The organism is Candidatus Corynebacterium faecigallinarum, assembly GCF_052264515.1.
Lineage (GTDB): Bacteria > Actinomycetota > Actinomycetes > Mycobacteriales > Mycobacteriaceae > Corynebacterium > Corynebacterium faecigallinarum.
Window position 1 is genome coordinate 152,431 of sequence record NZ_JBQQOC010000004.1, and the last position, 13,328, is coordinate 165,758.

Below are 13,328 nucleotides of genomic sequence, written 5' to 3' on the forward strand. Positions count from 1 at the left end.
TCGTGTCCGCGCAAGTGCTCCATCCTCTCCCACCGTAACCGTCCGCCCCGGTCCGCCTCACCTTCACCATCCTGGTGTGGCTACCGCACCGGCCCCTCCGGGATCATCGCCAGGATCGCGTCGGTCAGTGCTGTACGCTGCGCCGGAGTCAGCGCCCCCTCATGCACCTTGTCGTGCAGCCACATGCCGTCAGCGGCAATCTGCACCAGGTAGGCTGCACGGGCGACCGCTGCGTCCTCACCGTCCTCACCGTCCCCGACGATGCCCTCCGCCGAGGGCATCCACCGGCGGTCGACGTCCTGCCACGGCACGTTGAACTCCTGGTGGGTCATCGCGTCAACTTGCATCACCAGCTCCGCCCGCGTCGCCGAGCGGCTCATCGTGATCACGATCGCCCGCAGCCGGGTCGCGGCGTCCACCTCGTCCGCCCGACCGCCGGCAGCGTCGACAAGCTCCCGCTCCCACTCCTCGGCCATGTACCCGTGCACCCCCAGCATCAGGTCCTGACGCGAGGGAAAGTGGTAGATCAACCCCGACTTCGACATGCCGGACGCTTCCGCCAGCGACTCATAGGTCACCGCCTCAAGCCCGCCACTGTCGACCAGATCGACGGCGGCGCGCAGGATGACGTCCTTCTTACTCGTGCGCAGAGTACTCAGCCTCCTTCGGGTTCCCCCGGAAACAACGGGCCGTGATCACGGCCGCGAGCACGGCCACTATACCGGCAATGAGGATCACCAGCAGGTAGGCGGTGTCATAGGCCTCCACAGCAGCAGCACCGTACTGCGCATGATCCACCCCGTGGTCGACATCATGGGCCACCGCGTCCGGCGCGTTCATCGCGTAGAACATGGGCATCAGACTGCCGAGGACCGCCACGGACACCAATGTGCCGAACTCATAGGAGATCGCCTCCACCGAGGACGCCATCCCGGCCTTGCTGACCGGCGCCGAGCCGATGATCGCCGAGGACGACACCGACATCACCATGCCGGCACCGATGCCGACCAGGGCCAAACCGCAGACCAGCGTCCACAACGGCTGGGACGGGACCGCCCACAGGGCGATGACGATACCGAGCGCCAGCATGCTGAAACCGCCGCTGATCAGGGTGCGGAAACCGAGACGGTGCAGGTTCGCCCCACCGAGGATGGACGCCGGGATCGCCGGGACCGCCGCCGAAGCAACCAGGAGACCGGCTTCCAGGGGGCTGAAACCGCCGGCGGTCTGGTAACGCTGAGTGGTCATCAGCTCGACACCCGAGAGTACGAACATGGCGAAGGCGGCGGCCAGTGTGCCACCCAGGAACATGCGGTTACGGAAGATGCCGAACTCCAGCAGCGGCTGCAGCCCACGGCGTCGCAGCAGCCCCTGACGGTGGGCGAACAGTGCACCACCGACGACCATCGCGACGACGGCCACCAGGATGATCGTCGTATTCCGTTCGGAGTTGGCGGTCTCCTTGATGGCCATGACCGCGCCGACCATCATCACCATCGCCCACAGCGAGGAGATGACGTCCCAGTGCCGCGACCTGTCCGCCTGGTTCGCCGGAGCGTAACGGACGGTGGCGATGACGATGACGAGGGCGACCGGCACGTTGATCAGGAAGACCGTGCCCCAGTAGAAGTGCTCGAGCAGGAAGCCACCGAGCACCGGGCCGGAGGCTGCACCGACGACCGCGACCGAACCCCACAGGCCGATGGCGGTGTTGCGCTCACGCACATCGGTGAAGGTCTGGCGGATCAACGCGAGGGTGGCCGGCAACATGGTGGCCGCGCCGACGCCGAGTGCGGCACGGGCACCGATGAGCACCCAGGCGTTCGGTGAGAATGCGGCAAGCAGCGAACCGAGACCGAAGATCGTGACCCCGGAGAGGAACATCACCCGGTGGCCGATCTTGTCCCCGAGCGTGCCGGTCCCCAGCAGCAGACCGACCAGCACCAGCGGGTAGGCGTTGATGATCCACAGTCCCTGCAGCCCGGTGGTGTGCAACTCATCGCGCAGGACAGGCAGCGCCGTGTAGAGGATGGAGTTGTCCGCCCCCACGAGGAACAGTCCGAGGCTGATGATGCCGAGGAAGCTCCAACGCTGGGCAGCGGTCGTCGGACCGCCTGCGGATGTTGTACCGACGGTGCCGGTCTCATCGCGGCGGTCGGGACGGCCGGACGGGGTCACGGTTGTGTGGCTCATTGTTTCCCCCTGGGACTTCTTCCGGGATTACTACTGGGATCTCTGCCGGGTTTATTCACGGCGCGGTCCAGACCTGTTCGATCTGCCGCACCTGACCCGCGTAACTGTAACGGACGTTCGGTACAGTTATCAACTTCGTGTGGCCCTTCTCACCTGGTCAGCCGAGTTCACGTTCCGTCCACCGCCTCGTCGCCCTGCGGTCACTTCTCCGTCGACGGGACGTCATTCCACCGCAGTACGGTCAGTCACCGACTGATCGCCGCAGCTGACTCCTGCGGCTCCCCGACCGACAAACCGGAGAAGACACCCGTGGCACTACTCGGCCAGAACCTGCTCGCCAAGCTCAACTTCACCTCGAGCCGTTCCCACCGCACCTGCGTGTACAAATGCGGCGACGCCTGCGCGAAGCCGGTCCCGAACACCTCCGACAACCCCTACTTCCGTGACATCGTGCGCAAGGAGTTCGACCGTCGGGCCCTGCTGCGCGGGGCCGGCAGCGCAGCTGTCGTCGTCGGTGGCGGTAGCCTGCTTGCCGCCTGCGGGTCGGACAGTGGGACGACCGCGGCGTCCTCCACCACCGCATCCTCGGGAGGTGGCGGCGCAGCAGCCGAGGCACCGTCCGGCCTGCGCTTCGAGATGGTCGCACCCAACACCGAGGATGCCGTCACCGTGCCGAAGGGCTACAGCAGCGACATCGTGATCCGCTGGGGAGACACCGTGGAAGCCGGCGCCGGGGAATGGTCGGTCGACAACCAAACCCCCGAGGACGCCGAGAAGCAGTTCGGCTACAACTGCGACTTCGGTGAGCTGCTGCCCATCGACGGTGAGGACAACCGCTTCCTCCTGGTCTCCAGCCACGAATACACCACCCCACAGCAGATGTTCCCCGGCTACGACGCGGACAACCCCACCGAGGAACAGGTCCGCATCGAGATCGCCAACCACGGCCTCTCCATCGTCGAGGTCGAAGGCAATGACGCCGACGGTCGCCTCGCCCCGGTCGTCGGCAAGTACAACCGCCGTATCCACGGCGAGACGGAGTTCCTGGTCACCGGGCCGGTGGCCGGGGACGACCTGTTGAAGACCTCCGCGGATCCCACCGGCACCAGGGTCCACGGCACGTTCAACAACTGTGCCGGCAGCGTGACACCGTGGGGCACCATCCTCTCCGGCGAGGAGAACGTGGACCAGTACTTCGCCGGCGGCGGGAAGGCCAGGGGCGACGAGGCGAAAGACCGGTTCTCCCGCTACGGCATGGAGGACGAGGACACCGCACGCAAATGGGAGCAGTTCGACGACCGCTTCGACATCACCAAGGAGCCCCATGAGGCACACCGTTTCAACTGGGTCGTCGAGATCGACCCGTGGGACCCGGACTCCACCCCGGTGAAGCACACCGCCCTGGGTCGCTTCAAGCACGAGGCCGCCGCGGTACACATCACCGACGACAACACCATCGTCTCCTACTCCGGTGACGACTCCCGGTTCGAGTACATCTACAAGTTCGTCTCCTCCAGGAAGTACACCGAAGGTTCCGGCCCCACTGACGCGACGGCCCGCGCCGAGAACATGAAGGCACTGGACGAGGGAACCCTCTACGTCGCGGTCTACGAGGGCAACTCCGATGATTTCACGGAGAACACCCTGCCGGAGGACGGTGCCTTCGACGGCACCGGGAGGTGGGTCAAGCTGGCCACCGCCCACGCGGACGGCTCGGCGGAGTCCCACGTCGACGGCATGAGCGGCGAGGAGGTCTTCATCTTCACCCGACTCGCCGGCGACAAGGTCGGGGCGACGAAGATGGACCGTCCCGAGGACGTCGAGCCCCACCCGGAGACCGGCAAGGTCTACGCCGCGCTCACCAACAACCAGTACCGCGGTGCCGCCCGCCCGGGCGAGGACGATGAGGAGACCACCGAATACGCGCCGGTCAAGGAGAACAAGAACGGCTACGTCCTGGAGATGGACGACAACCACGCCGGGGAGGACTTCACGTGGAATCTGCTGCTGGTGTGCGGCGATCCTGAGACCGCTGAAACCTACTTCGGCGGCTTCGACAAGTCGAGCGTCTCCCCGATCTCCTGCCCGGACAACCTGGCCTTCGACACGTTCGGCAACCTGTGGGTCTCCACGGACGGCAATGCGCTGGAGTCCAATGACGGCCTGTTCGCCGTCTCCCTGGAGGGTGAGACCCGGGGGCTGACCAAACAGTTCCTCACGGTCCCGGCCGGTGCGGAGACCTGCGGTCCGGTCATCACCGAGAACCGGGTCCTGGTCAATGTGCAGCACCCGGGCGAGGACGAGGAGGCCACCACCGAATCCACGTCCTCGCACTGGCCGGACGGTGGGGACTCCCTGGCGCGCCCGTCCACCGTTGTCGCCTGGCGCGACAACTTCGCCGGTGGAGCCATCGGAGAATAGATCATCGACCTCCATGATTGACACATCAACTAGATTGGGAATAGAGTAGGCTCCCATGACTTCTGAGACCATCAACTCCCGCCCCCGCATCGCCGTCTTCGCCGGCACCGTCCGCGAAGGCCGCAACTCCATCAAGGTCGCCGAGTGGGCCGTCCAGACCCTGAAGGCCGCCGGCATCGACGCCGACGTTGAGGTCCTGGACCTCGCCGAGCAGAATCTCGGCAAGTTCACCTCCGCCACCCCGCCGCGCATGCACGAGGGGGCCTACGAGGAGCCCGAGCTCGCCGCCTGGTCCGAGAAGGTCGGCAGCTTCGACGGCTTCCTCTTCGCCACCGGTGAGTACAACGGTTCGGTCCCCGGCGTGATGAAGAACGCCGTGGACTCCCTCTTCGCCGAGTGGACCGAGAAGCCGGTCGGCTTCATCGGCTGGGGTGTCACCGGTGCGTCCTCCGCCATCTCCCACTGGCACACCGTGGTCACCTTCCTCGGCATGAAGCTCGTCGGTGAGGACGTCCTGCTGCCCTTCGCAGAGGCCTTCCCCGACTTCGTCTTCACCCCCTCCGAGCAGCACACCGAGGCCCTCGTCGCCCTGGGCACCGCGGTCGCCGAGGCTGCCGAGTCCGTCTCCGTCGAGGTCTAAGCCTCCGTCGGCGGAGTCGGCAGAGTCGGCAGAACCAGCGCCGTCCCCTCCCCGAACGTCACCGTGTGTCGGTTCGGGTGGAGGGTCTCCGCGGTCAGCGGATTCTCCCCGGTACCGGGATTGCGTGAGTAGAAGGGGAACCAGCCGCCGGCGACGGTGAGCCTGATCCGGTGACCGGCCGCGAAAACATGGGCGGTGTCCAGCAACTCCAGCTCGACCGCCTCATGCTCACCGATCACCCGCCGGAAGGTCTCGGTGACATTGGTGGACCGGTCGTCTACCGTGCCCGCCGCATCGTCTTCGCCCTGGGTCTGAAGGGCGGCGGCGGGATCTTCCTTCCCCCTCTGGTGCAGCAGTTGCCTGCCGAACTGCGGGCCCACACCGAGGACGACATCGACTTCTCCGTACTCCAGGGGCGTCGGGTGATCGTGCTCGGTGGCGGTGCCTCCGGTTTCGACAACGCCTCCGCAGCACTTGAAGCTGGCGCGGCGAGCGTGGAAATGCACGTGCGACGGCCCGACATCCCGCGCCAGAACTCACTGCGCTGGATGGAGTTTCCGGGCATGCAGGAGCACTACTACGACCTCACCGACGAACAGAAGTGGGAGTTCTCCCTATTCAACGGCGGTCTTCCCCAGCCGCCGACGCAGGCCTCGGTGTGGCGCGCATTCAACCACGCCAATTTCACCATGCTCACCGACACCCGGTGGTCCGCCGCCGAGATGCGGGGTGGCGGTAGCGCCAGTGCTGGCGCTGGTACTGGTGCTGGCGCTGCAGAAGTCGTGATCACCGACGAGCACGGTGTGGAGCATGTCGGCGACTACGTGATCTCGGCGACCAGCTATGCCGTGGACCTGGGGCTGCGCCCCGAACTCGACGAGTTCCTCGGCGACATCGCCCTGTGGTCCGAGGAGTTCGGCCCCGCCGCCGAGCACCCGATGGGACAGTGCCCGTACCTCGGTGACGGCTTCCAGTTCCAGGCGAAGGGCACGGCCTCCGCGGAGGCGGCGTCCTACATCCCGAAGCTCTTCCACCTGTCCACCGGCGCGCGCGCGTCCCACGGTGTGGCCGGCAACCAGCTGTCCGGCATCTACGCCGGACTGACCCGGGTGGCCAACCGCATCGCCACCGACATCACCAGGGAGAACTGGCCGGACTTCTTCGACTCCTTCACCGCCTTCCAGCATCAGGAGGTCGGCAACGTCGGACGTCACGTCGACGGCGAAGCGTGGTACCCGCAGGCACCGCGATACTGAGTATCAGCCCAGAACGAGGTCGCGGTACATCATGGTCTGCCGCAGCGCCGACCACACCATCGGCGAGGAGGACAACTCCTCCCATCCGCCGCTCCAGGTCAGCCGGGACGCCAACCGCCACACCGACAGCTCCGGGTTCCAGTCGAGCACCTTCTGCACCTCACGGGCACGCTCCATGACGTGCTCGCGGGTCTCCGCACGCCTGGCGGCAAGGCCGGTGAAGGCGTAGCCGTGGCCCGGGACCACGGTGTAGTCGTCGAACTCCGCCAGCCGCTCGACCGCCGCCAGGTAGTCCTTCACCGGGTTGCCGCCCAGGTTGCCGACCCCCAGGCCGATGCCCGGGAAGATCTCCGGCAGGATGTGGTCGGCGGCGAAGAGGATGCGCCGGTTGTCGTCGGCGAAGGCGAGGTGACCCGGGGTGTGCCCGGGCGTCAGCACGGCCCGCAGCGCGATGTCCGTGTCCGGCCTGACCGTGTCGCCGTCCGCCACGAGGGCGTCCGGACGCTGCCGTGGGATGAATGCCGGCAGTTCCGCTTTCGGTGTCCGGAAGGGGTGCGCCGACAGGACACCGTCCGGTGCCCCGATCTCGCGGGCCCGCGCCTCATCCACGGCGTACTCGTCGACACTGGTGCCGGTACGGGCGGCGTCCAGCGTGCGCTGCTCCACCGCCCCGAGGTGGTAGGTCGCACTGGTGGCTTTCAGCAGGACCGCCGCACCACCGATGTGGTCCGGGTGGGCGTGGGTGACGATGATGTCGGTGACCTGCTCGAGTCGCCGACCACGCTCGCGCAGGAAATCATCGAGGGGACGCAGGACGTTCCCCTCGGCGTCCTGCGCCTTACTGCCCGCCCACCCCGGGTCGATGATGGTGACCCCGTCCTGTCCCAGGTGGACGACCGACATCACGCTGGACATCACCCCGGCGCCCGGCATCGGTACCGCACGCATCCACAGTTCACCGTCGGTGCTGCTGATTCGCGCCGGCGCGGACAGCTTACCCCTGACCGCAGCGGTGTACTGGCTGCGGAAGGCCGGGGTGATGCCTGAGGAGTTCGGGGCTACGACCATGTGTTGTCAGGGTACCCGGGTGTCCCCGTTAGTAGCGCTCCGGCTCCTCGCCGAGGTCGAAACGTCGCCCGGAGACCTCGGTCGGGGTGATCTCCACGAAGTTGTACTTCAGCGTCGGCAGCCAGGGCTTCAGCGGCAGGCTCTCCGCGTCGTGGATCTCGTCTGAGCCGGTGAGGAGACGGGCGGTGCCCTTGACGATGACGGACCAGGCATGGGCCGGGTTGCCCTCGGCATCGGCGTCGACGTGGTCGGCCTCGAAGAGGACCTTCGCGTCGATCTCGGCGAGGGTGAACAGCTTCGTGCCCTCCGCGGTGCGGAAGTAGATCTTGCCGTCACTGACCACGAAGTTCAGCGGGAAGAGGTCCATGTCGTCGCTACGGCGGACGACCAGTCGACCCAGGCTGGTGGTGCCCATCAGGTCCAGGGCGTCCTTGTCGTTCACGAGGGTGATGTCTGCGTCGTTGGTGTCGTTGCTGTCGGTGGTGTTTTCGCTCATGACTCCATTGTTCTCCGGTTCCGGCTCCGGCGCATTGATCAGTGCTGTCTTGTTGAACACATATGTTCCAACATATATATCCGCCTAGGCATTGCTGGCAATTTCCACGACAAGAGCTTTTCTTCCAAAAAGTGACGCTCATTCCAGTTACTATTCAGCTGTGTCGCAGAGCAGACTTCGCCGAGCATGGCCCATCGCCATCACCGCCACGATGCTGGCTGTACTCAGTGTGTCCCTGCTGGTCGTCGCCACGACACGCAGCTCCGAGGACATCCAGGCCTGCGACCCGATCACCGGCACCTTCAGCCACCGGGACCGCGAGAGCATCTTCCACATCTACTCCTGCGGGGTCGATGCGTCCCGTCCGGTCGGCGCCCTGGTCCACCTGCACGGCGACGGCGCTGGCGAGTTCGTCGGCCCGGAGGACCCCGAGGGCACACTGAACTCCCTGGCCCGGGTCGCCCGCGACCGCAATATGCTGCTGGTCGCCCCACAGACCCCCGACCAGGGAAACGGGTGGACCTGGTGGCGGAACCTGGGCGAGAATGTCGCCTGGTTGTCCGCGTTCATGCAGGACGACGTCCTCTCCCGGCGCAATGTCGATGCGGAGAACGTCTGGTGGTCCGGGTACGCCGGAGGGGCGGACATGCTCAGTCGTGGCGTCCTCACCCACCTGTCTCCCCTGGTCACCTCCGGTGCGGTGATGATGGCCGGCGGCGCCGCCCCCGTCACACTCGAAGCACCCCGGCACCCGTACCCCCGGGACAAGAGCGACACCTTGCCGTTGAGCTGGGTCGTCGGCGCGCACGACGACAACGTGGCCGACGCCCGTGACGGCTCGCAGTGGTACCAGGACCGCGGGTTCGGCAATGTGTCCCTGGCGGTCAGTGAGGACACCGCCCAGGCCAATCTGCCGCAGGCCGATGTGCTCGAGATCGCGCTGGACGCAGCCCTGGAGGGCTAGTCAAAGTAGACGCGACTGACGCGACTGACGCGGCTGGCGCGGCTGGCGCGGCTGGCGCGGCTCAGCCATCCCCGGCGACGACGGTACGGGTCACCGCACGCTCGTCGCCCAGGATCATCAGGGCGAACAGCAGCTCCCCGGTGTTGACCGCGTTGTCCGCCCGTCGCTTCAGCACCGCCGAGTTCGCGTCCGCGTGGGCGTCGAGCACCACGAGGTCGGCGTCCTTGCCGGGCTCCAACGAACCGACCGTGGCGTCCACTCCCAATGCCTCGGCACCACCCAGCGTCGCCAGGCGCAGCAGTGCCGGAACATCCATCGGCGTACCCAGCATCCGTGAGACCTTGTACGCCTCGTTGAGCGTGACCAGCGGCGACAGGCTGGTTCCGGCGCCGACGTCCGATCCCAGTCCGATACGGAGGCCACTGAGTCCCTGCGCCCGGGCGAGGCTGAACATTCCCGAACCGAGAAAGAAGTTGGATGTCGGGCAGTGCGCGATGGAGGCCTCCGCGGCAGCCAGCCGAGTGAGCTCGCGCTCGCTCAGGTGGACCGCATGCCCGAAGACGCTGCGCCGACGGACCAGCCCGGCGCGGTCGTAGACGTCGGTGTAGTCCACAGCATCCGGAAACAGGTCGCCGACCCAGGCGATCTCGCCGGTGTTCTCCGCGAGATGCGTCTGGATCAGCACGTCCGGATATGCGGTCGCCATCTCACCGAGGGCGGCCAACTGGGCGTCCGACGATGTCGGGGCGAAACGCGGGGTGATCGCGTACTCCAACCGCCCCACCTGGTGCCAGCGTTCCAGCAGGTCGACGCTGTCGGCGACGGCGGAATCCGGGGTGTCGAGCAGCGCCTCGGGCGCATTACGGTCCATACAGACCTTGCCGGAGATGATCCGCAGGTTATTCTCGAGAGCCCGGCGGAACAATGCCTCCACGCTTTCCGGGTGGACCGTGGAGTAGACGCAGGCGGTGGTCACACCATTGGCGATGAGCTGGTCGGTGAAGAAATCCGCGGTGGCGTCGGCGTGGGCGGCGTCGGCGAACCGGGCCTCGGTGGGGAAAGTGTAGTTCTCGAGCCAGTCGAGCAGCTCGAGCCCTGGTGAGGCGATCATGTCCACCTGCGGGAAGTGGACGTGCGCGTCCACGAACCCCGGCACGATCAGCCGGTCACCCTCGTCGACGATGGCGGCGTCCGGATAGGACGCACGGACGTCGTCGGCGGCGCCGACCGCCTGGATGGTGCCCCCGGCGTAGGCGACGGCACCGTCCGGGATGTCGAGGTGGGTCGGGCCCGGGGTCTGTGACGAGGTCTGCGACGCCGGGGTGACGACGTGCCCGAGGACGATGGTCGTTCCGGTCGTGCCGGTGGACCCGGTCGTTCCGGTCGACCCGGTGTCGCGCGGGCCGGGCTGCTCGGTCATGGGTGGGTGGTACTCCTCGTGGGGTGGTCAGGGACGGGTCGGGGACGCTCCTGGATACGTGGGGCAGATGACTCCAGTCAACGGCCTGGAACTGCATTTGCGCGTACTTTTCGACCTTTTCGTGGCACGATAGTCCCGAAAATGCAGCGCAAAAGCAGAAAAGCGGTGGCCGAGCTGAGGGGGCCGTCCCTGGCCTGCGACCGCGACAGCGACGGGGCAGGGGCAGGGGCAGCGACGGGGCAGGGGCAGCGACGGCCGGAGTGGTGCGGTTACACGCGGGGCCCGCTCACCGCCACTGACGCCGTGGCACCCTCAGGGGCGGTCACGTCCTCGACCTCGACGGTCTGCATGGCGTCGAGACCGGCGACAAGCTCAGCCTCAGCGGCGTCCCGGCCACTGTCGGCCCCGCTGTCGGCCTCGGTGGCCACAGGCTCAGCCAAGTGCCCGTTCCCTTCACGGTTCAGCAGCAGGTTCAACAGGATGACGGCCACCGCACCCACGGTGATGCCGCTGTCCAGGATCATCTCCAACTCGGTCGGCAGGTTCGCGTAGATCCCCTCGAACGCGGTCGGCAGCATCGCCAGCGCGATGGACACACCGACGATCAATGCACGGGTTTCGTTCCAGGTCACGGTGTACAGCGTCCTGATTCCGGACGCCACGACCATGCCGAACAATGCGATACCGCCCAACACCGGCTGCGGGATACCGGTGGCGATCTCACCGACCTTCGGCAGCAGGCCGAGGACGATGAGAATGAGGCCGGCGGCGGTGACCACGTAGCGGCTGGCGACACGGGACAACGACACCAGGCCGACGTTCTGGGCGAAGGCCGAGTACGGGAAGGTGTTGAAGACGCCGCCGAGCATGGTGGCCAGTCCGTCCGCACGCAGGCCGTCGGCGAGGGTGCGTCCGGTGGCGCGGCGTCCGGTGATGTCGCCGACGGCGACGATGTCGCCCGCGGTTTCGGTCATGATGACCAGGCCGACGAGGACCATGGTGAGGATCGAGATGATCTCGAAGGTCGGCACGCCGAACTGGAACGGTGCTGGCACGCCGAACCAGTCGGCGTCCCCCACGGCGGAGAAGTCGGACGCACCGACAGCCAGGCCGATGACTGTACCGATCACGATGCCACCCAGCACCGCCATCGACTTCCAGGCCAGCGGGGCGAAGCGGTGGATGCAGACCACGGCGATGAGGGTGACCAGGGCGAGCAGGAAGTTCTCGACGGTGCCCTGCTCACTCTCCGGGCCATTCTGGTTGAACAGCCAACCGGCCGCCACGGCCAGCAGCGACAGTCCGACGACGGTGATGATCGTGCCGATGACCAGCGGCGGGAAGTACTTCACGACCTTGGCGAAGAACGGTGCGACCAGCATCATCACGATACCGGTGGCGATGACCGAACCGTAGATCGCGGTGATGCCGTGCTCCGAGCCGATGGCGATCATCGGTGCGACCGAGACGAAGGACACGCCCTGGATCAGCGGCAGGCGGGAGCCGAATCGCCAGAAGCCGAGGGACTGGATGACTGAGGCGATACCGGCGACGAAAAGGTCGGCGACGATGAGGTGGTGCATGTGCTCCGCCTCGAACTCGCCGGCGGCGACCAGCGCCCCGCCGACGATGAGCGGCACGGCGATCGCCCCGGCGTACATCGCCAGGACATGCTGTGGTCTGAGGATGAAGGTGCGGAACAGCGGTGGTCGCTGGTCGACCGGGTGGGTGCCGTCTGCGGCGACGGCGCCGATGGTTCCGGAGGGCAGGTTGCGTCTCCGGTTTCCGATGCTTCTGGGGTGGGTGTGTTGTCTGTGGTCATGGCCGGTCAGCTCCCTTGGTAGGTCGAGTATCCGTAGGGCGAGAGCAGGAGTGGGATGTGCAGGTGCCCATGGGCCCCGCCGCGCTCGTCGCTGATGGTGAAGGTGATGTCGACGTACGGGTACAGCGTCGCTGCGCCATCGAAGTAGTCGGCGGTGGCGAACCGGATCCGGTACGTCCCGGGATCCAGCGGAGTGGTGAAGCGGTAGCGGCCGTCGGCGTCGGTGGTACCGGTCTCGATGGCGGGTGCCGTGTCGGACGTACTGTCGGACGCTGCGTTGGAGACTGCGCTGAACAGCGCGAACGCCAGCCCGGCGGCGGGCAGACCGGTGGTGGTGTTCAGGACGTGGGTGGACAGGCTCATGTCGTCACCTCGCTGACTCCGCTGGCCTCACGCACCGTGCCGTCGTCCTCGGTGACGAATCCGCGCAGACGCAGTTGATTGATGGCGTCGAGGTGGCGGAGGACGAACGGCCACTCCTCCTCGGGCTCGTGGGCCAGGCGCACGACGAGGTTGTCGAGGATCTGCCGGGAGTCCTTCCCTGCGGCCCGGACGAGGAAGTTCCAGCCGAACTTCTCCCGGTAGGCGGGTTGCAGATTACGGATGGAGGTCATCTCACCGTTCTCACCCTGGTCCTCGGCGGCAGTGGCCTGTTCCGCTGCCGAGCGGGAGCCGGACTCGACCGTTCCGCCGATCGGCGGGTGGGCGTTGACGGACTCGAGGACGGTCTCGTCGTCCTGCTCGTGAAGCAGAACGGATGCCGCACCACAGAGAGCGTCGATGGTGGCGATGGGGCGGGCGGCGGCCACGGCGGTGGCGAGGTCGCGGCTGGCGAAGAGTCCGGTCAGCTGGTCGACAAGTTCGGACGCCTCCATGGCGTTGAACTGCGTCACCGTCACTCCGACCGGGGTTGAGGTCACTGAGGATGTCATGGGCCTCAGTGTGGTGGAGGGGTGTTTCTGGCTAGTGACCCCGTGGTTTCTCCGCAACGAAACCTCTGGGGCCCGCTTTTCAGCGACAACAACCCGAGGTTCTCCCTCGACGAGCC

At 66.7% G+C, this 13,328-nt stretch carries 13 protein-coding genes; 4 read left to right on the top strand and 9 right to left on the bottom strand.

Features of this window, described 5'->3' with window-relative positions:
• Positions 1-80: 80 nt before the first annotated feature.
• Positions 81-659, bottom strand: a complete 579-nt coding sequence (locus ACTXPP_RS03545; RefSeq protein ID WP_367618727.1) for a TetR/AcrR family transcriptional regulator — start codon at positions 657-659, stop codon at positions 81-83.
• Positions 637-2,193: an MFS transporter gene (locus ACTXPP_RS03550; RefSeq protein ID WP_441583293.1), complete on the bottom strand. Its 1,557-nt coding sequence runs from the start codon at positions 2,191-2,193 to the stop codon at positions 637-639. The genes ACTXPP_RS03545 and ACTXPP_RS03550 overlap by 23 nt, the downstream gene beginning before the upstream one ends.
• A gap of 309 nt (positions 2,194-2,502) precedes the next feature.
• Here ACTXPP_RS03550 and ACTXPP_RS03555 point away from each other — a divergent pair, with 309 nt between their 5' ends.
• Entirely contained in the window at positions 2,503-4,614 is a 2,112-nt protein-coding gene (locus tag ACTXPP_RS03555) for a PhoX family protein (RefSeq protein ID WP_441583292.1), read from the top strand.
• A 55-nt stretch (positions 4,615-4,669) separates the two neighbouring features.
• A complete protein-coding gene (locus tag ACTXPP_RS03560) occupies positions 4,670-5,254 on the top strand; it encodes an NADPH-dependent FMN reductase (protein WP_301496561.1) in 585 nt (194 codons plus the stop codon).
• Here the strand turns inward: ACTXPP_RS03560 and ACTXPP_RS03565 are convergent.
• Positions 5,251-5,493 carry a CocE/NonD family hydrolase C-terminal non-catalytic domain-containing protein gene (locus ACTXPP_RS03565; RefSeq protein ID WP_301524765.1) on the bottom strand — a complete coding sequence of 81 codons (243 nt, stop codon included), beginning with the start codon at positions 5,491-5,493 and terminating at the stop codon, positions 5,251-5,253. The genes ACTXPP_RS03560 and ACTXPP_RS03565 overlap by 4 nt on opposite strands.
• On the opposite strand from ACTXPP_RS03565, the gene ACTXPP_RS03570 reads away from it, so the two are divergent.
• A complete protein-coding gene (locus ACTXPP_RS03570; RefSeq protein ID WP_443340919.1) occupies positions 5,479-6,510 on the top strand; it encodes a hypothetical protein in 1,032 nt (343 codons plus the stop codon). The genes ACTXPP_RS03565 and ACTXPP_RS03570 overlap by 15 nt on opposite strands.
• Positions 6,511-6,513: 3 nt before the next feature.
• Here ACTXPP_RS03570 and ACTXPP_RS03575 read toward each other — a convergent pair whose 3' ends face one another.
• Complete coding sequence (locus ACTXPP_RS03575; protein WP_443340921.1) at positions 6,514-7,578, bottom strand: MBL fold metallo-hydrolase; 1,065 nt, start codon at positions 7,576-7,578, stop codon at positions 6,514-6,516.
• Between the two features lie 28 nt (positions 7,579-7,606).
• Positions 7,607-8,074 (bottom strand): pyridoxamine 5'-phosphate oxidase family protein, encoded by a 468-nt coding sequence (locus ACTXPP_RS03580; RefSeq protein WP_301498752.1) that lies wholly within the window; start codon positions 8,072-8,074, stop codon positions 7,607-7,609.
• Between the two features lie 160 nt (positions 8,075-8,234).
• Here ACTXPP_RS03580 and ACTXPP_RS03585 point away from each other — a divergent pair, with 160 nt between their 5' ends.
• A complete protein-coding gene (locus tag ACTXPP_RS03585; RefSeq protein ID WP_441583291.1) occupies positions 8,235-9,038 on the top strand; it encodes a hypothetical protein in 804 nt (267 codons plus the stop codon).
• A 61-nt stretch (positions 9,039-9,099) separates the two neighbouring features.
• Here the strand turns inward: ACTXPP_RS03585 and guaD are convergent, their stop codons facing one another.
• The 4 genes from guaD to ACTXPP_RS03605 all read right to left on the bottom strand — a co-directional run bounded on the left by guaD (position 9,100) and on the right by ACTXPP_RS03605 (position 13,212).
• Positions 9,100-10,458: a guanine deaminase gene (gene guaD, locus ACTXPP_RS03590; RefSeq protein ID WP_443340923.1), complete on the bottom strand. Its 1,359-nt coding sequence runs from the start codon at positions 10,456-10,458 to the stop codon at positions 9,100-9,102.
• A 269-nt stretch (positions 10,459-10,727) separates the two neighbouring features.
• Positions 10,728-12,119: a nucleobase:cation symporter-2 family protein gene (locus tag ACTXPP_RS03595; protein ID WP_443340925.1), complete on the bottom strand. Its 1,392-nt coding sequence runs from the start codon at positions 12,117-12,119 to the stop codon at positions 10,728-10,730.
• Positions 12,120-12,286: 167 nt separating this feature from the next.
• Entirely contained in the window at positions 12,287-12,643 is a 357-nt protein-coding gene (gene uraH, locus ACTXPP_RS03600) for a hydroxyisourate hydrolase (RefSeq protein WP_301498841.1), read from the bottom strand.
• Positions 12,640-13,212 carry a 2-oxo-4-hydroxy-4-carboxy-5-ureidoimidazoline decarboxylase gene (locus ACTXPP_RS03605; RefSeq protein WP_301498843.1) on the bottom strand — a complete coding sequence of 191 codons (573 nt, stop codon included), beginning with the start codon at positions 13,210-13,212 and terminating at the stop codon, positions 12,640-12,642. The genes uraH and ACTXPP_RS03605 overlap by 4 nt, the downstream gene beginning before the upstream one ends.
• Positions 13,213-13,328 lie beyond the last annotated feature (116 nt).